The sequence below is a fragment of the Peribacillus sp. NPDC096379 genome (assembly GCF_044762875.1).
GTDB lineage: Bacteria > Bacillota > Bacilli > Bacillales > DSM-1321 > Peribacillus.
On record NZ_JBIWFD010000004.1, the window covers coordinates 407,066 to 424,960 of the forward strand.

Annotated in this window: 18 protein-coding genes; all 18 read right to left on the bottom strand. The window is 39.7% G+C overall.

The genetic code is table 11. The features are described from left to right. Positions 1-4 precede the first annotated feature (4 nt). A complete protein-coding gene (upp, locus tag ACIQZI_RS19015; protein ID WP_062185406.1) occupies positions 5-634 on the bottom strand; it encodes a uracil phosphoribosyltransferase in 630 nt (209 codons plus the stop codon). Between the two features lie 457 nt (positions 635-1,091). Next, complete coding sequence (gene glyA, locus ACIQZI_RS19020) at positions 1,092-2,333, bottom strand: serine hydroxymethyltransferase (protein WP_403075996.1); 1,242 nt, start codon at positions 2,331-2,333, stop codon at positions 1,092-1,094. 244 nt (positions 2,334-2,577) lie between these two features. Next, complete coding sequence (locus ACIQZI_RS19025; protein WP_403075999.1) at positions 2,578-3,156, bottom strand: TIGR01440 family protein; 579 nt, start codon at positions 3,154-3,156, stop codon at positions 2,578-2,580. Between the two features lie 15 nt (positions 3,157-3,171). Further along, on the bottom strand, positions 3,172-3,624 hold the full coding sequence (rpiB, locus tag ACIQZI_RS19030; RefSeq protein ID WP_403076002.1) for a ribose 5-phosphate isomerase B: 453 nt from the start codon (positions 3,622-3,624) through the stop codon (positions 3,172-3,174). 120 nt (positions 3,625-3,744) lie between these two features. Further along, positions 3,745-4,188 (bottom strand): low molecular weight protein arginine phosphatase, encoded by a 444-nt coding sequence (locus tag ACIQZI_RS19035; RefSeq protein WP_403076004.1) that lies wholly within the window; start codon positions 4,186-4,188, stop codon positions 3,745-3,747. Between the two features lie 277 nt (positions 4,189-4,465). Further along, positions 4,466-5,020, bottom strand: coding sequence for a manganese efflux pump MntP (locus tag ACIQZI_RS19040; protein ID WP_062185397.1), 555 nt, complete (start codon positions 5,018-5,020; stop codon positions 4,466-4,468). Between the two features lie 97 nt (positions 5,021-5,117). Further along, on the bottom strand, positions 5,118-6,164 hold the full coding sequence (locus ACIQZI_RS19045) for an L-threonylcarbamoyladenylate synthase (RefSeq protein ID WP_403076229.1): 1,047 nt from the start codon (positions 6,162-6,164) through the stop codon (positions 5,118-5,120). A gap of 186 nt (positions 6,165-6,350) precedes the next feature. Next, a complete protein-coding gene (locus tag ACIQZI_RS19050; protein WP_403076007.1) occupies positions 6,351-6,785 on the bottom strand; it encodes a GNAT family N-acetyltransferase in 435 nt (144 codons plus the stop codon). Between the two features lie 193 nt (positions 6,786-6,978). Beyond that, positions 6,979-7,893, bottom strand: a complete 915-nt coding sequence (gene spoIIR / locus ACIQZI_RS19055) for a stage II sporulation protein R (RefSeq protein WP_403076010.1) — start codon at positions 7,891-7,893, stop codon at positions 6,979-6,981. A 208-nt stretch (positions 7,894-8,101) separates the two neighbouring features. Then, complete coding sequence (gene prmC, locus ACIQZI_RS19060) at positions 8,102-8,968, bottom strand: peptide chain release factor N(5)-glutamine methyltransferase (protein ID WP_403076013.1); 867 nt, start codon at positions 8,966-8,968, stop codon at positions 8,102-8,104. Then, on the bottom strand, positions 8,961-10,040 hold the full coding sequence (gene prfA / locus ACIQZI_RS19065) for a peptide chain release factor 1 (RefSeq protein ID WP_172798514.1): 1,080 nt from the start codon (positions 10,038-10,040) through the stop codon (positions 8,961-8,963). The genes prmC and prfA overlap by 8 nt, the downstream gene beginning before the upstream one ends. 178 nt (positions 10,041-10,218) lie before the next feature. Further along, complete coding sequence (locus ACIQZI_RS19070; RefSeq protein WP_403076016.1) at positions 10,219-10,641, bottom strand: hypothetical protein; 423 nt, start codon at positions 10,639-10,641, stop codon at positions 10,219-10,221. Positions 10,642-10,784: 143 nt separating this feature from the next. Further along, positions 10,785-11,402 (bottom strand): thymidine kinase, encoded by a 618-nt coding sequence (locus ACIQZI_RS19075; RefSeq protein WP_403076019.1) that lies wholly within the window; start codon positions 11,400-11,402, stop codon positions 10,785-10,787. Between the two features lie 248 nt (positions 11,403-11,650). After that, positions 11,651-11,863 (bottom strand): 50S ribosomal protein L31, encoded by a 213-nt coding sequence (gene rpmE / locus ACIQZI_RS19080; protein WP_062185380.1) that lies wholly within the window; start codon positions 11,861-11,863, stop codon positions 11,651-11,653. Between the two features lie 278 nt (positions 11,864-12,141). Then, positions 12,142-13,422 (bottom strand): transcription termination factor Rho, encoded by a 1,281-nt coding sequence (rho, locus tag ACIQZI_RS19085; RefSeq protein ID WP_403076023.1) that lies wholly within the window; start codon positions 13,420-13,422, stop codon positions 12,142-12,144. 326 nt (positions 13,423-13,748) lie between these two features. Further along, positions 13,749-14,711: a class II fructose-bisphosphatase gene (glpX, locus tag ACIQZI_RS19090; protein WP_403076026.1), complete on the bottom strand. Its 963-nt coding sequence runs from the start codon at positions 14,709-14,711 to the stop codon at positions 13,749-13,751. Positions 14,712-14,809: 98 nt separating this feature from the next. Continuing rightward, positions 14,810-16,093 carry a UDP-N-acetylglucosamine 1-carboxyvinyltransferase gene (locus tag ACIQZI_RS19095; RefSeq protein ID WP_062185370.1) on the bottom strand — a complete coding sequence of 428 codons (1,284 nt, stop codon included), beginning with the start codon at positions 16,091-16,093 and terminating at the stop codon, positions 14,810-14,812. Positions 16,094-16,863: 770 nt separating this feature from the next. Next, positions 16,864-17,721: a class II fructose-bisphosphate aldolase gene (locus ACIQZI_RS19100; RefSeq protein WP_062185367.1), complete on the bottom strand. Its 858-nt coding sequence runs from the start codon at positions 17,719-17,721 to the stop codon at positions 16,864-16,866. Between the last annotated feature and the right edge of the window lie 174 nt (positions 17,722-17,895).

Genomic DNA, 17,895 nt, shown 5'->3' on the forward strand with positions numbered 1-17,895 from the left:
TATCTTATTTTGTTCCGAACAATCGATCTCCGGCATCTCCAAGTCCAGGAACGATATAACCATGGTCATTTAGCTTCTCATCAAGACCAGCAATGTAAATATCTACATCCGGATGTGCTTCCTTCAATAATTCAACGCCTTCAGGAGCTGCAATTAAACACATAAATTTAATGTTAACCGCTCCACGCTTCTTAATAGACGTAATCGCTTCAATTGCAGATCCTCCTGTTGCAAGCATTGGATCAACAACTATGCACTCTCTTTCTGCCAAGTCACTTGGAAGCTTCACATAATATTCTACTGGTTTCAATGTTTGGGGATCTCGGTATAGACCAACATGCCCTACTTTAGCAGCTGGAATTAAGTTCAAGATTCCATCGACCATTCCGATACCTGCTCGTAAAATAGGAATAATTCCAAGTTTTTTTCCTGACAACACTTTTACTTTCGCTTTGCTAACTGGCGTTTCAATTTCTACTTCTTTTAGTGGCATATCTCTCGTAATTTCGAATGCCATTAAAGTTGCAACCTCATCTACAAGCTCGCGAAATTCCTTCGTTCCTGTTTGAACATCTCGTATAAAAGCCAACTTGTGTTGAATGAGTGGATGATCGAATACATATACCTTTGCCATTAAAGGTTCTCTCCATTTCTATTTCCGGATTTTTTCTTTCCCCTTTTAAAAAGTAGGGAATGTAATTATTCACCAATTTCCTATTGCTCTCCATTAATTGATTTTTGCGCACAGGAATGGTGATGGTTTTCTTATTGCCGGAAAGCCATTTCGACAAAAAAAACACACTTCTAACCATTTTACAGAAAAATATATCTAACTTCAATTATGAATAGAGAAATCATGTGCTCACATGTTTAAAAATCAGCATATTTTTTAACATGTACCGTGAATGAGTTCTTTATCCTTTTTACGCACGAACTGATTTTAGCACATGGATCAAATCCTAAAAAGGAGGCTGTCATAATGAAAGGGCCTAACCCCACATTGCTATATTTCGTTTAGTAGACGTGTAGAGAACACGATAAACGATGGATAGCATGTGAGGGCAGACCCTTTTCGACAACCTCTTTATGAATTATAAAGAGGGGTATAAAGTATATTTTCCAGAAAGAGCTTCCACTCGTTGTTTCGCTTCTTCCAGTTTTGCTTCGTCTTCTACATTCTTCAGAACCAATCCAATAATTGAAGCAATTTCATCCATGTCTTCTAAACTAAATCCACGGGACGTTACTGCTGCAGTCCCAATTCTGACTCCACTTGTTACAAATGGACTTTCAGGATCGAATGGAATCGTGTTTTTATTTACTGTGATTCCAATATCATCTAATGCTTTTTCAGCCACTTTACCCGTCAATCCAACTGAACGCACATCGATCAATAGTAAATGGTTATCCGTTCCACCTGATACAAGCTGGATTCCTTCTTTTATCAAAGCGTCACCGAGGCGTTGTGCATTATCAATGATTTGCTTTGCATATGCCTTAAAATCATCTTGTAGTGCTTCGCCAAAAGCAACTGCTTTCGCCGCAATCACATGCATTAATGGACCACCTTGAATTCCAGGGAAGATGGACTTATCAATCTTTTTCGCAAATTCTTCTTTACAAAGAATCATCCCACCGCGAGGTCCGCGTAATGTTTTATGGGTAGTTGTTGTCACAAAATCAGCGTATGGAACTGGATTTTCATGTAATCCAGCTGCAACTAACCCTGCAATATGTGCCATGTCGACCATTAAATATGCTCCGATTTCATCAGCAATTTCTCTGAAGCGTTTGAAATCAATGGCACGCGGGTAGGCGCTTGCTCCAGCGACGATTAACTTCGGCTTATGCTGGCGTGCTTTTTCAAGTACATCTTCATAATTAATCAGATGATTTTCTTGATCTACTCCATACTCAACAAAGTTATATTGAACACCACTAAAGTTCACTGGGCTTCCGTGCGTTAAATGTCCACCATGAGAAAGATTCATACCAAGAACCGTATCTCCAGGCTCAAGAATCGTGAAATAAACAGCCATATTCGCTTGCGCTCCAGAATGAGGCTGAACGTTTGCATGTTCGGCACCAAAGATTTCTTTCGCACGGTCACGAGCTAAATCTTCGACAACATCCACATATTCACATCCACCATAGTAGCGTTTACCTGGGTACCCTTCTGCATATTTATTCGTTAATACAGATCCTTGGGCTTCCATGACAGCTTCACTTACAAAGTTCTCTGAAGCAATTAATTCAATCTTACTTCTCTGGCGACCTAATTCTTCTTGAATAGCTTTAAAAACCTGCTCATCTTGATTCGCTAAACGGTTCATTGTAATCCTCCTCTTAATCCGTGATTGTCAGTATGTATCATAGATTGATGAAAAAACCTAATCTACTGAACTACTAGTTTGAAAAATTTCTCTTTCATTTTACCATGTTCAATAAGCAAGCGGTAGTGTATCCATTTAATTTTATCGAACATTATTGTCTATTTTTTATTAATCGTTCGTGTAATATACACTCCCCATAATAAAAACACTCCTCTATATTGACAAGAGAAGCGCTTTACTAAAATTACGAGCAACTTTGGTTTTCTGAAGTATTATTATAAACAGCGCGTTCACCGCCAATGAGTTTTGGACGAGTTTTTGCCATTGTAACATGTGCGTTTCCAATTTCTTTTACAGAAGAGCGAATTGGAACTGCGACATGTTTAAGATGCATCCCAATAAATGTATCTCCAATATCAATACCAGCATCTGCCTGAACATGCTCAACAACTACAGGATTCGCTAGCTGCTGATACGCAGCCGTGGCCATTGCTCCTCCAGCTTTTCTAACAGGAACTACTGATACTTCCTCATACCTTCTTGATTCTGCAGTCTCTCTATCTAAAACAAGCGCTCTATTTAGATGCTCACAGCATTGAAAGGCAAGTTGGGCTCCTATTTGTTTCTGAAATACCTGCAATTCAGTGAAGAGCATATTCGCTACATCTAGCGTACCTTCTGTCCCAATCCGTTTGCCGATCACCTCGCTTGTGCTACAACCTATGACAAGCAACTGCTTTTCTGTCAAGCCTGCCTCTTGTTGAAATTCTGCAAGCAAAGTTCTGAATTGGCTTCTGATCAACTCTAATTCTTCATATGCCATGAAATACGCTTCCTTTCAGAATGATCCTTTTTTGTCCTCGTACTCAGAAATTTTCCCAATTCGATTCGCATGACGACCACCTTCGAACTCTTCTACCAACCACGCTTTGGCAATTTCCCGGGCAAGTCCTGGACCAACGACACGTTCTCCCATCGCAAGCATATTGCTATCATTGTGCTGACGTGTCAGCTTTGCACTATAAACGTCATGTACAAGTGCACAACGAATCCCCTTTACCTTGTTCGCAGCGATACTCATACCAATTCCAGTTCCACAAATCAAAATGCCTTTATCATATTCTCCATTCGCTACCTTTTCCGCAACAGGGAGTGCGTAATCCGGGTAATCGACGGATGTTTGACACTCACACCCAAAATCATCATAAGGAATGTCAAGCTCGTCCATTAACTTTTTTATTTCTTCACGGATTACCATTCCGCCGTGATCTGATGTGATTGCTACCTTCATTGGAGTCCTCCCCAGGATTTTTTATTTTTATTGTGTCATAAATGAAAGAAAAGATAAAGGTGTCTTTAACGTAAAACGAAGAGCAATTTTCACAACCATTATTCACCATCCGTTTTTTTGTTATTCACCAATGTTTTTAATTAATCCTTCGATTAACGCCTGAAGCTCAATGAAGGTTTCCTCATACATTTCTCGTGAACCACCGTACGGATCGAAAACATCGCTATTATTTGGGTCATCGAGCACAAATTCTTTCAATGTAAAGGTCTTATCTGAAGATTGTGGGTATGAAGTCGTTATTATAGATTTATGTCCTTCTGTCATCGTGAAAATATGTGTAGCCCAGTCAATTTCAGCTTTTGTTAAAAGTGTAGAAGAATGAGCCTGATGTATATTTTGATCTGATAAAATATTTTTTGCATGATCTGAAGCCGGATGGCCTAATGAAGCATATATACCAGCCGACTTTACTTCTATTCCAGACAGCTTCTTCGCTCGTAGTATTGCTTCTGCCATAGGGCTTCGGCATGTATTTCCCGTACAAACAAATAATACTCGAATCATTAAGTCAGCCTCCTTCAATTCCATTATAGTGGACCATTCTCTAATCCTAAAATCTCGTTTCTATATTCCCTAAGATAAAAGTAGCACTTTATCCTAATGGACGTCCATGACAATTCGAACAATATTTTGACATTTTATACGAGAAACATAAGGTTATGTTCTAATATCTAGAAAAGGCTGACTTATACAGATAATCGCCTTGTTGTAAGCGACGGAAAGGATAACAAAAAAAAGCCAGATTTCAAAAACACTCTGACTTCGGCTCGTTTATTCATCATTAAAAGGACAGTAAGAGCTTTAAACCGAAAGCACATAAAATGCTACCGCCCAGCACTTCACTATAAACTCCGAGCAATCCTTGAATTTTCCTTCCTGTTAGTAGACCCAGCCAGGTAAGCAGGGTAGCTGCAATTCCAAAGCAGAGAATGGTTAACAATGTTTTCGCTCCATAAATCCCCAGAGTCAGACCAACAGAAAGACTGTCCAAGCTCACACTAATGGCAAAAATGAATAACCCTTTCCCTACCGGAGCAAGGAGAGGAGCGTCTCCTCCTCGTATTCCTGATATACACATCTGAATCCCGAGAATGATAAGTAAAATTCCACCAGCGTAAACAGCAAACACACCAAAATGCCCCGAAATAAACCGGCCAGCTGTCATACCTACTAGAGGCATCCATATATGAAAAAAGCCTACTGTCAAGCCAATGAACAAGATTTGTCTGAGCCTTAACTTGAACATCCCCATCCCAAGCCCGACAGAAAAGGCGTCCATTCCTAATGCAAATGCCATAAGCATTAAAGTTACCAGCTCTCCCGTAACTACACTCACTTTCCCTACCCCCTCGGACGTGCCTACTTCATGTTATGCATGTCCAAAGGGAAATAGAATGAGAAAAATGAAAGTGCCGCAAGTCCTGTGCACGTCTTTACTTTTCCCTGATTAACTGATGTCCTGCTGCTTTATGCAACCGGTTCATAATAGCTTGACCAATACCTGTTTCTGGATATACTTCTGCCAAAATCAGATCTACATCAAGATCGTTGAATGTCCGTAATGTATCATATAATTTCGCCGCAATTGAATGTAAATTAGCCAGAGAACCTGAACAAACGAGATAATCCGCTTGATAATTATCCACGTGCTCTTCGGGCACCATCACCGCAACCTTCTTGCCTTCTGCTTGATACTGATCGACTAGCTGCTGGAAAAATTCCCGTTTGCCTTCAATTAAAATAAGCGGTGCATTTGGCGCATAATGGGTATATTTCATTCCAGGTGACTTCGGTGTAACTGCTTGATTTTTAAGTGCTGCATCCTCCGTAATCGGACCAATAACAGCTTCAATTTCTTCTTTTGTCACACCACCAGGTCTAAGAATGACAGGTACCGGTACTGTACAATCAAGAACGGTCGATTCCACTCCTATACCGGTAGGACCGCCATCGACTATACCTGCAATCCTTCCGTTTAAGTCGGCCGAAACGTGTTTTGCCGTTGTCGGGCTTGGTTTTCCTGATGTATTAGCACTTGGAGCTGCAATCGGCACACCACTCGCACGGATTAATTCAAGTGCAACGGGGTGATCTGGCATTCTGACACCCACAGTTCGCAAACCTGCTGTCACACTATTTGGCAGAACACCTTCTTTTTTTTCAAGAATGAGCGTGAGAGGACCTGGCCAGAATTCCTTAATTAAGATTTCCGCTAATTTAGGAATCTCTGCTGTAATTTCATTTAACTGTTCCATTGACGCAATATGAACAATTAATGGGTTATCATTAGGACGACCTTTTGCTCCAAATATTTTCCTTACCGCTTCATCACTTTTAGCATTCCCTCCTAATCCATAAACGGTCTCAGTTGGGAAAGCAACAACCTCATTTTCAGCAAGTAAATGAGCCGCCTCTATTAGTTGTGGATAACCTTTTTTCTTATCCACAGTTTTATCCACTATCCACAAAATAGTTTCCATCATTAACACCTTCACCTTTTTTACATTATGTTCTATTTCTTATTAAAAGAATCTTATTATTTCACCTTTTATTAAAAAAGTTACTTTGAAAGTATAAAAGATGACCGTAAATAAAACAAGTGTTATCCACATTTTGTGGATAACACTTGTTTGTTTGTGAATAACTTTGTGGGTATGTTGATTAATTCAAAGAATTTTCTGCATAAACCACCGATTTTCCTGTTGGATTAGCTTTTCCACATGTGGAGAACTTTTTATCTCTTGTGCTATACTTTCTTTTCTTTCAAAACCAAACGCTTCAAAAAACGCGAGCGAGCTTCGTTTCTCTGTCACAAGATAGATTGACGCTAATTCGCGACTCTTAGCTGCAAGTAACATACATTGAATAAGCTCTGAAATTTTCTCTGTAGGAAATGCAGGTGAAATCACAAAGGATCGTAGCAATCCGGAATTTCCGATGGGGATTAATCCAATGGTTCCCAAGATTTCACCTTCATCATCTTTAGCGACTACAAAGTAATGATATTGTTTCTGTAAATCTACCTCTCCTACATTAGCTTCCGATAAAAACAGCTCCAACTCTGGAATGTCCATTTCACTTACTTGATAGAATATCGTCATACGTATCGCCCCTCTAGTTTTTTTACTAGGTATATGATAGAAACCCTAAACTAGAACTCCGAGTAAGAACAAACGGAAAAGCGACTTGATCAACCTAAAGAGGGTAGCATCAGCCAAAAACAGCTCCAATAACAGAAGAACGCAGTTGCAATTTAATTGGCAATGTCGTCAACCTTCCCCTTCATACAAACGGTCAAAATAATTGAGAAAATAGCTCTGCAAAAAATGATTTTACGATAATCGGTTCTTCTTCTTGACCATTGTAGATCGAGTCCTGCTTTACAGCTACTTGAACTTGTTGTGAGTCAGGCTGCTTCTGTAATTCTTCATTATTGTCAAGAAGACTCTCTGTTCCTTCTTTATTCTCAATAAGATCCCGCGATTCCTCTTTATCCTCAGTGAGATTCTGTACTTCTTCTTCCTCTTCAACAAGACCCCGCGCTTCTTCTTTCTCTTCAACAAGACCCCGCGCTTCTTTTTTCTCTTCAACGGGACTCTGCGCTTCTTCTTTCTCTTCAATCAACTCAATAGAACTTTGCGTTTCTTCTTGCTCTTCAATAGGTTTCTGTGATTCTACTTCCTCCTCTTCAAAAGGTGTCTGACTTACTGCTGTTCCATTTGAAAAATCAAGAAAGCATAAGGGTGGGAATAACACACACCACCAATTAGCTCCTTCCCCCGCTCCCAATGTAATGACAATCGCCTCATATTCGCCTGCTGGATATAAGTATTGGCCGTACAGCTTCGTTGGAAATTCAGCTTTACCGAATTTAACCGAGACCGTTTGATTCAAACCTTTTTCCGCTATGATTCTTTCTGCTATTTTCTGGATCTGTGGAATATTAGATGAAATGGTTGTTCTTGCCTCGTCTAAGGATGTTAAATCTTCAACCCAGGTAGTGATCTCCTTATTCACTTCATCGCGGATGAGTCGCTTGACTGCTTGATCTGCCTCTAAATCACTATTAGCAAGAATCCTTAACCTAATCGCTTCGTCAGGTATCATCTCAGTTTCGTCAACTGTCGCCTCCACTTTAGGCATATATAAACTTACGATCGTTCCAATCGTTAAAATTAATAGATAGATAAGTGCTAAATTTTTTCTCATCTTTATCCTCTCCCCTCACAAAAATAGTGTCGCCAGAAAGGGAGTGTTTTAAACTATATATCTAGAAAAAAATAAAGTATCGATTATCCTAACTTTTTAAAAGTTTAATAGAATCCATTTACATTATAGAAAAAGACCCGTTTATCCACCGCAACGGGGGAAAACTGGTCTTTAACGGAGAAAGCAGACTTTATAAGCACTTTTTGTTTTAAAGTTCAGCAAAAACCATTCGGTCCTTGCCATTAATATCATATTCAACACTGACCAAAGCTTTCGGAAATGTCTTTTGTAAAATTTCAGCAACTGAATTACCTTGTCCTGCACCGAATTCAAAGCCGATGAGTCCTGGTTTTTTCATAACACGGGGGAGCTCCTCCATAAACCGACGATAAAAGTCCAAACCGTCCTCACCCGCGAACAAAGCACGGTGTGGTTCATGTTCGGTCACAACGACTGACATCGTTTCTTTGTCAGCTACGGGAATATAGGGCGGGTTGGAAAGAAGGATATCGAACGTTTGTCCCTTTTCAATAAATGGCGCTAATAAATCTCCTTGTACCCACTCGACCTCTGCCGATAAAGCATTTCCATTTGTTCTAGCAACATCCAAAGATGGTTTCGCAATATCTGTCGCAGTCACAAGCAAATTGGGACATTCTAGCTTCATCGTAATGGCAATTGCACCGCTCCCTGTTCCAATATCCACAAGCGTGAGCGACTGTTCTACTGGAAACATTTTTTTGATTTTACGAAGTGCATGTTCAATTAATTCTTCCGTTTCCGGTCTTGGAATCAGAACTTCTTCATTCACCTTAAAGGTTCTGCCATAAAACTCCTCGGTCCCAGTAATATATTGAACAGGCGTACCCTCTGCATGCTTTTCCACAGATTGAATAAACGATGTTTTTATATGTTCGGGAAGTTCATCATGTAAACTCGCAAGCAACTGTGAGCGATTTACTCCAAGATAATACTGCAGTAATATCTCACCCGCATTCCGATCTCGATTATTCTCCACTAGAAAAGAAGAAGCCCAATTCAGGGCTTCGTATACTTTTTTACATGACTTAATCATCCGCATTTTGTAGCCTAGAGGATTGGTCCTCTACAATTAATGCATCAATTACATCATCAAGCTTCCCTTCCATGATTTGATCGAGCTTCTGAATCGTCAAACCAATTCGATGGTCTGTCACACGATTCTGCGGGAAGTTGTACGTGCGAATTCGCTCTGATCGATCACCTGTTCCAACTGCCAACTTACGGTTTTGATCGTACTCAGCTTGAATTTCCCGGTTAATTTTATCATACACACGAGCACGTAAAACCTTCATAGCTTTTTCTTTATTTTTGATCTGCGACTTTTCATCCTGACACGAAACAACCGTATTCGTCGGAAGATGTGTTAATCGAACAGCGGACATCGTTGTATTTACACTCTGTCCCCCAGGACCACTAGAAGCAAATGTGTCGACGCGAATATCTTTTTCATGGATTTCAATTTCCACTTCTTCTGTTTCAGGTAATACCGCAACCGTAGCTGTTGATGTATGAATTCGGCCACCCGACTCTGTTTCAGGAACACGTTGAACGCGGTGTGCTCCATTCTCAAATTTCAATTTAGAATAAGCGCCATTTCCGTTAATCATGAAGATAATTTCCTTGTAACCGCCTAGTCCTGTTGCATTGGCATCAATGATTTCAGTTTTCCAGCCCTGCATCTCAGCATATCGGCTATACATGCGATATAGACTTCCAGCAAATAACGCTGCTTCATCTCCACCAGCTGCGCCGCGGATTTCCATAATTACGTTTTTATTGTCATTTGGGTCTTTGGGAATTAAAAGAACTTTTAACCGAGCTTCCAACTCTTCAATATTCGATTCAAGTTCATTTAACTCTTCTTTAACCATCTCTTTCATATCCGCATCAAGCTTTTCATCAAGCATCGCTTTCGCTTCTTGATATTGTTCCCGAATGACTTTATATTCCTTATACGTCATAGCGGTATCTTGAATATCCGATTGTTCCTTCGAGTATTCTCTAAGCTTATTTGAATCATTGATCACTCCAGGATCACTTAATAATTCATTTAATCGTTCGTATCTATCTTCAACTGCCTGTAGTCGATCAAACACTCTTTTCACCTCATAATTTCCAAGGAGGATGTCCCAAAAAGATCTGATCCATATGTTTCGGACACACCATCCATTGATTCGCCTCTTTAGCTTTTTAGTTTATCCATTTCATGTTAATTATAGTATAGGATAATAATCAACGTCAAAGACAATCGGGTGAAGGATGCTTGAATCAGGTAATCTTTCATTAATGATCTCGTTTTACATCAATATGATAACGTGGTAAGGCTTTAATCAGAAGACGATGAATTCGTTTCTTTTCCTTCTTCCATTCTGATTCTGTCTTAATTTTCCCATGATCATCAATGGGCACAACCATCGAAAGCCCATTCACCCAGACACTCGTTGCCTCATAATCCGTTTCTGCCTCGACTGTTTTACGTGCTTGCTCGATATCAGCTCCAGTAGAAGGGGCTACGTTCGATACACTATTCGGAGTATTTAACAGCTGATCAGCGGGCAGATTACTATAATGCCCCCTCTCACTCGTTACCTTATTCAGATTACTTGTGGCAACTTCATTCGCATTATTCTTGTCACCTGCGTTGTTCGACAAGCCATTACAGCCTGCTAATAACGCGATGATTACAAAAGACCATATTTTCTTCATACGGAACCCCCCTTTAATCCTGCCCTTTATCGGGCTTAGTGATAGGCTACCCATATTGGACACAAAACATAGGTGAAACCCAAGAGGCATAATGACGAAAAAACTGAGGATATCCCACTAACAAAGGGTCATCCTCAGTTTCATTATTTTGTATGATTCTTTATGATACTTCTCATCTTTTCGGACTTACCAGGCACCATATGATGATGTCTACATCTAGGTTCATACGCTTCAGAGGCTCCAACAAGTATGATAGGTTGATCATAGGCAGCTGGAAGTTCATTCACAAGTCGCTGAGTTCTACTTGCTGCTGAACCGCAAACCGCACAAACAGCTTGAAGCTTTGTGACAGATTCCGCCAACGCCATCAAAGTCGGTACAGACCCAAATGGTTCACCCCGAAAGTCCTGATCCAATCCAGCCAGGATGACACGATAACCGCTGTCCGCAAGTTGCTGGGCAACGTCTACAATTTCTTCGTCAAAAAATTGTACCTCATCAATCGCAATGATATCTATTTTTTTATCGAGATAATTAAAAATCTCAGTAGAATGCGAAATCGGTTTTGCCATAACAGACGATCCATCGTGAGACACTACAGCTTCTTTCGCATAGCGATTATCAATAACAGGTTTGAAAACAGCAATACTCTGTTTCGCAAACTGAGCTCGGCTGACTCTTTTAATTAGTTCCTCTGATTTCCCTGAAAACATACTTCCACAAATCAATTCAATCCAGCCAGATTGTTTCATTTCATACATTGAAACAGTCACTCCCCTTTCCAGCTATTACCCTTTCTTCCGACCAATTTCTCACGATCACTTTGTCCTGATTCTTGGTCCAAAAACCTAATCTATAAAAACAGAGTTAACAACCCTGTCACCTTTCAAATTCCATCAAACTTATTATATTAAAGCCTTTTTTCAGGCAATCTTAGTAAAAAGACCATTAATTCGCAATAAAAAAACAGGCAAGGACGTACACTTGCCTGTTTCGGAAGTTTTCATTATTACTGTTGTTCTGATTTGATACCGTATTTTTTATTGAAACGGTCAACACGTCCGCCAGCTTCAGCGAATTTTTGACGACCAGTGTAGAATGGATGACATTCTGAACAAGTCTCAACTTTAATTTCTTCTTTGATTGAACCAGTTTCAAATGTATTCCCGCAAGAGCAAATTACTTTTGCAAGTTTATAATTTGGATGGATTCCAGTTTTCATTCTTTTCATCTCCTTCTGCCCTGAATCATTCTGAAACAGAGTTATAACTTCAATGCGAAGATAAGTAACCCTCACATAATTTGTAAAAACACATGCACTTATTATAACAACTGTAGTCGAGATATGCAACTACTTGTTACATTTTACTAAGAGTAACGGATAACGGAACTTCGACTAACGTCAACGTTAGTACATCCACACGGGACAGAAAGCCATTATGGAGAAGCTAGACCACTTGATCTGATCATCGTTATTCGATATAAAACTCTTCTTATCGTTTAAGAACGCTTGGATGCAGCCAAGCCTTTTTTCATTTCTTCTTCCAACTTACTGAAAAATTCTTCATTGTTCTTTGTTTGTTTTAAACGGCGCAAGAATTTCTCAACGAAATCAGGTGAGTCAGACATTGTTTTGCGGATTGCCCATAGCTTATCAAGGCGGTCTTTCGGAATTAACAACTCTTCCTTCCGCGTTCCAGAACGTCTGATATCAATTGCTGGGAAGATTCTTCTCTCAGCTAGCGTTCGATCCAGATGAAGCTCCATATTTCCCGTACCTTTAAATTCTTCATAAATGACATCATCCATACGTGAACCAGTATCAACAAGCGCTGTTGCAAGAATGGTTAAACTTCCACCTTCTTCAATATTACGCGCTGCACCAAAGAATCGTTTTGGTCGATGGAAAGCTGCTGGGTCAATCCCACCTGAAAGGGTACGACCACTTGGCGGAATCACAAGATTGTACGCTCGGGCAAGACGAGTAATACTATCCATCAGGATAATAACATCACGTTTATGTTCCACAAGTCGCATTGCGCGTTCAAGAACTAATTCTGCCACTTTAATATGGTTTTCAGGTACTTCATCAAACGTTGAGCTGACTACATCCCCAGCAACCGACCGTTCAATATCCGTTACCTCTTCAGGACGCTCATCAATTAAAAGCACGATTAATTCTGCTTCGGGGTGATTCGTTGTGATTGAATTAGCAATTTCTTTAATCAGCATCGTTTTACCCGCTTTTGGTGGCGCAACAATCAAACCACGTTGTCCAAACCCAACTGGAGCAAGCACATCCATAATTCGAGTGGACAAATATTTCGGAACCGTTTCCAGCTTAATTTGACGATCAGGGTATAGCGGGGTCAAACCAGGGAAATGCACACGTTCCTTTGCTGATTCTGGATTATCACCGTTGACAGCTTCAACATGAAGCAAGCCATAATAACGTTCGTTCTCTTTAGGAGGTCGTACTTTACCAGATACCTTATCACCATTTCTCAGGTCAAATCGGCGAATCTGTGAAGCTGAAATATAAATATCCTCTGAGCTTGGAGAATAGTTAATCGGGCGCAGGAAGCCGAACCCCTCAGATGGGATGATTTCAAGTACACCTTCCATGAATAATAATCCATCTTGCTCAGCTTGTGCTTTTAATATCGCAAAGATTAGTTCTTTTTTTGAAAGCTTGCTGTAATACGATACTTTGTATTCGCGAGCATGTTCGTACAAATCTTTTAATTTCATGTTTTCTAAATTCGAAATAGTTAAATTCATTTTGGCACCACACTTTATATAATTAACGGTTACATTCATATTATACAAAGATTATATGAATGGGAAATAAATGGCAATAGGGAGAGTATCCTTTTTGCTAGAAGATAATGATTGACATCTTTACTTGTAAAGAAGAATAAAATAGAAGGCTCATAAATTTGGAGTAATAAATAGATAGTTGATTGAATGTAAAATGTTTATAAAAACAACCTTTATTGTACTTTCTTTATTTTAATTAATCAACTTAATTTTTTTGCAGAGAAAGCGAGCAGTGAAAACCGCCCGCCTTTATTGAAGAATTTCTGAAATCCACGAGGTAGAATAGGTTAACGCATGACCAGGTTTGGTTTCTTTTTTAGGCTATGGCGCCCTTCGACAAAGCGGACTGTGCCAGATTTTGCTCGCATGACAACAGAATGAGTTTCGCCATAATTCCCTTTAAATTGGACACCTTTTAATAATTCTCCATCCGTGACGCCTGTTGCAGCAAATATTGCATCGTCACCACGAACAAGGTCTTCCATTCTTAACACAGCATTGACATCAATACCCATCCTCATACAGCGTTCAGCTTCTTCGTCATTTTGCGGAAGCAGTTTCCCTTGGATTTCTCCCCCAAGGCATTTTAAGGCAACAGCTGAAATGACGCCTTCAGGTGCTCCACCGCTACCAAATAAAATATCAACACCAGTATGATCAAATGCTGTATTAATTGCTCCAGCCACATCACCATCATTAATTAACTTAATTCGCGCTCCAGCATTACGTAATTCTTGAATAATCCTTCCGTGTCGCTCGCGATTTAACACCGTGGCTACAACATCTTGGATATCCTTATTCTTTGCTTTTGCGACAGCTTTTAAGTTGTCGAGAATCGAGGCATCGATATCAATTAACCCTACCGCTTCAGGACCAACAGCAATCTTGTCCATATACATATCAGGGGCATGTAGTAAATTACCATGATCTGCAACAGCTAAGACCGCAAGAGCGTTCCAACCGCCAGATGCGACAATGTTCGTCCCCTCTAAAGGATCTACCGCCACATCTACACGAGGTCCATAGCCTGTCCCAAGCTTTTCACCTATGTATAGCATTGGAGCCTCATCCATCTCTCCTTCACCGATGACGACCGTCCCTTTCATGGGAACCGTATCAAATACATCTCGCATAGCGGTTGTGGCTGCATCATCCGCTTCCATTTTCAACCCTCTACCCATCCAGCGTGCTGATTCCAATGCCGCTCCTTCTGTCACACGAACAAGTTCCATTGATAAGCTTCTTTCCATCGCGATCCCCCCTTAGTGTTACAAAATATATTCTTTTATTTAAATTAGTATAACACATTTAAATAAATATCGTAACACATTGAACACTAGGGATATTGTTAATTTTTAAACTGTTCAATTTCTTCCACAGTCATTTCTTCACGCCAAATCGTTGCCCCAAGCCCTGATAACTTTTCAACAAGATGGCTATAGCCTCTGTCGATATGTTCAAGGCCTGTTACTTCCGTGATTCCTTCAGCCATAAGCCCCGCAATAACCAGAGCCGCTCCAGCACGCAAATCACTTGCCTTTACTTTCGCCCCTTGGAGTTGAGCAGGCCCATTAATAATGGCAGCACGTCCCTCAACTTTAATGGCTGCATTCATCCTACGGAGTTCATCGATATGCTTGAATCTTGCTCCATAAATCGTGTCTGTAACCATACTTGAACCGGTTGTCTTCGTTAATAATGATGTGAAAGGTTGTTGAAGGTCTGTAGGAAAACCTGGGTAGACAAGCGTTTTGATATCTACGGACTTTAATTGAGATCCAGGAGAGACGAAGATTTGATCATCTCCTGTTTCTATATTCACGCCCATTTCCCTTAGTTTGGCAATCAAAGATTCTACATGTTGGGCAATGACATTATCAATAATGATGCCTTGTCCAACCGCTGCAGCCATAATCATAAATGTACCAGCTTCGATTCTATCAGGAATAATTGTGTGTCTGCATCCGTTTAATTTTTCAACACCATCAATTCGGATAACATCTGTGCCAGCTCCTTTAATTCTCGCGCCCATATTTGTCAATAATGTCGCCACATCAATGATTTCTGGTTCTTTAGCTGCGTTTTCAATGACCGTGCGGCCTTTCGCAAGTACCGCCGCAAGCATAATATTAATAGTTGCTCCCACACTTACAACGTCTAGATAAATTTTTGCGCCTCTAAGTTCATCTGCTCTTAAATAAATTGCGCCTTGCTCATTCGTAACCTGGGCACCGAGCGCTTCAAATCCCTTAATATGTTGGTCTATCGGACGAGGGCCTAGATGACACCCACCAGGCAAACCAATAACAGCTTTCTTAAACTTCCCAAGCATGGCTCCCATTAAATAATAAGAAGCACGTAATTTCTTCACTCTCCCATTTGGCAATGGCATTGAAATCATTTTTGATGGATCTACAGTCATCTCTCCATCCCGAAAATCAATCTCGCCACCTATCTCCTCAAGGAGCGCTTTCAACATTTGAACATCCGATATATCTGGTAATCCTTCAATTGTAACGGTAGAATCTGCTAATATTGTTGCAGGAATGAGGGCAACGGCACTATTTTTAGCCCCACTTACTCGAATACTCCCTTGTAACGGGTACCCACCTGCAATCTTAAGTTTTTCCATAATAAACTCCCTTCTACGCTAGCACTGGAGAAAATTTCACCCAAAAGGAATAATGGGATATTTTACCATTACACACATATACTTTTCTTAGTTTTCACTTTACTAGTTTGCACAAAAATCCAAAAGTCATGTATACAAATTTTAAAAAATTTTTTAGTTAAAAAGTATGGAAGATTTAGTCTGGATCGGAATGCATAGCATCATAGAAAGCGTTTACACACTTATCTTACATTCCAATATTTGAAATAGCTCCATTCCTTTTTCTATTAAAGAACGGTTCTTAACCTATCTTCTATATTGGGCGTTTTTGAAATAACCCTCCTAATGTGTAATTTCATTGTTTCCTCTAGTTTATATGATTGTGAAAAAAATTCCAACTGTTTAATGGAAAAGGGGCGGTTCTTCGCAAAAACAGCTCTTCACCGCCTCCTTCATAAGATGATTTAGTTTTTAGTACCTGAACCTTTTTCATCGCTAGATTAGGAGCAGAAACTTATGAATGTTTTGCACACACATACGGGAAGATAGCTATTAAAAATGCGTTTTAAAGAAGAATCTACGTTTGGGATCAAAAGAAATCCCTTTTGTCTTTTAAAAAATAGACATTGTTAAACAATATTGTGATTAATACAAGTTTGGTTCATTCACGCGGAATTGCCATTTCATGGAGATAGAGCTATAATAAGCCTAAAAATAAAACAAGGGTTTCTCTTCCATTTCACATAGTATGCAAAATAGAAGAGAAACCCTTGTTCACTTTAAATTAAAGCTTACGCTTGTCCAGCAGAACCGAATTCGCGGATTTTGCCAATAACTACTTCTTTAATCGCTTCACGACCAGGTACGATGTATTTACGTGGATCATATGCTTTTGCATCGTTGTTCAATACTTCACGAACAGCTTTTGTGAAAGCAAGTTGGTTTTCCGTATTTACATTAATTTTAGAAGTTCCTAAAGAAATCGCTTGTTGGATATCTTTTGTTGGGATTCCAGTTCCACCATGAAGAACTAACGGAACTTGTGTTAAGTCACGAACTTCTCCCATTTCTTTGAATCCTAGGTTTGGTTCACCTGAGTATTCTCCATGTACAGAACCTAAAGCTGGAGCAAAGCAGTCAACACCTGTTTGTTTAACTAGATCTTCACATTCTTTAGGGTCAGCATAAATAACACCATCTGCAATCACGTCATCCTCTTGTCCGCCAACTGTTCCAACTTCAGCTTCAACAGAAACGTCTTTTGAATGAGCATATTCAACAACTTTCTTCGTTGTTTCAATATTTTCTTCGATTGGGTGATGTGAAGCGTCAATCATTACAGATGTAAAGCCAGCATCAATGGCTTCTTTACATTTATCAAAACTTGAACCATGGTCTAAATGGATTGCAACTGGAACTGTAATCTTCATATCTTCTAATAGGCCTTGAACCATCATAACAACTGTTTTAAATCCGCCCATATGACGAGCTGCACCTTCTGATACTCCAAGAATTACAGGTGACTTTTCTTGTTGGGCAGCACTTAAAATAGCTTGAGTCCATTCCAAATTATTAATGTTAAACTGACCAACTGCATATTTACCTTCAAGAGCTTTATTAAGCATTTCTTTCATTGATACTAAAGGCATAATCATTTCCTCCTACAGTAAATGTTCTTCTACTTACAAATACACTTTAGAGATTTCCACAAACCTTATAACTTATTCAAGGATGTGAATGTCTCCTTATCCCTCTAAGCATATCAAGTCAAACAAAAAACAGCAACAATTTCTACATTCGTAAGAATATTCAGTTTTATTACA

Bases quoted from the DNA above. Each gene is read 5' to 3' on its own strand.
- upp (WP_062185406.1), bottom strand. From the start codon at position 634: ATGGCAAAGGTATATGTATTCGATCATCCACTCATTCAACACAAGTTG.
- glyA (WP_403075996.1), bottom strand. From the start codon at position 2,333: ATGAACCGTTTAGCGAATCAAGATGAGCAGGTTTTTAAAGCTATTCAA.
- ACIQZI_RS19025 (WP_403075999.1), bottom strand. From the start codon at position 3,156: ATGGCATATGAAGAATTAGAGTTGATCAGAAGCCAATTCAGAACTTTG.
- rpiB (WP_403076002.1), bottom strand. From the start codon at position 3,624: ATGAAGGTAGCAATCACATCAGATCACGGCGGAATGGTAATCCGTGAA.
- ACIQZI_RS19035 (WP_403076004.1), bottom strand. From the start codon at position 4,188: ATGATTCGAGTATTATTTGTTTGTACGGGAAATACATGCCGAAGCCCT.
- ACIQZI_RS19045 (WP_403076229.1), bottom strand. From the start codon at position 6,164: ATGGAAACTATTTTGTGGATAGTGGATAAAACTGTGGATAAGAAAAAA.
- ACIQZI_RS19050 (WP_403076007.1), bottom strand. From the start codon at position 6,785: ATGACGATATTCTATCAAGTAAGTGAAATGGACATTCCAGAGTTGGAG.
- spoIIR (WP_403076010.1), bottom strand. From the start codon at position 7,893: ATGAGAAAAAATTTAGCACTTATCTATCTATTAATTTTAACGATTGGA.
- prmC (WP_403076013.1), bottom strand. From the start codon at position 8,968: ATGATTAAGTCATGTAAAAAAGTATACGAAGCCCTGAATTGGGCTTCT.
- ACIQZI_RS19070 (WP_403076016.1), bottom strand. From the start codon at position 10,641: ATGAAGAAAATATGGTCTTTTGTAATCATCGCGTTATTAGCAGGCTGT.
- ACIQZI_RS19075 (WP_403076019.1), bottom strand. From the start codon at position 11,402: ATGTATGAAATGAAACAATCTGGCTGGATTGAATTGATTTGTGGAAGT.
- rpmE (WP_062185380.1), bottom strand. From the start codon at position 11,863: ATGAAAACTGGAATCCATCCAAATTATAAACTTGCAAAAGTAATTTGC.
- rho (WP_403076023.1), bottom strand. From the start codon at position 13,422: ATGAATTTAACTATTTCGAATTTAGAAAACATGAAATTAAAAGATTTG.
- glpX (WP_403076026.1), bottom strand. From the start codon at position 14,711: ATGGAAAGAAGCTTATCAATGGAACTTGTTCGTGTGACAGAAGGAGCG.
- ACIQZI_RS19095 (WP_062185370.1), bottom strand. From the start codon at position 16,093: ATGGAAAAACTTAAGATTGCAGGTGGGTACCCGTTACAAGGGAGTATT.
- ACIQZI_RS19100 (WP_062185367.1), bottom strand. From the start codon at position 17,721: ATGCCTTTAGTATCAATGAAAGAAATGCTTAATAAAGCTCTTGAAGGT.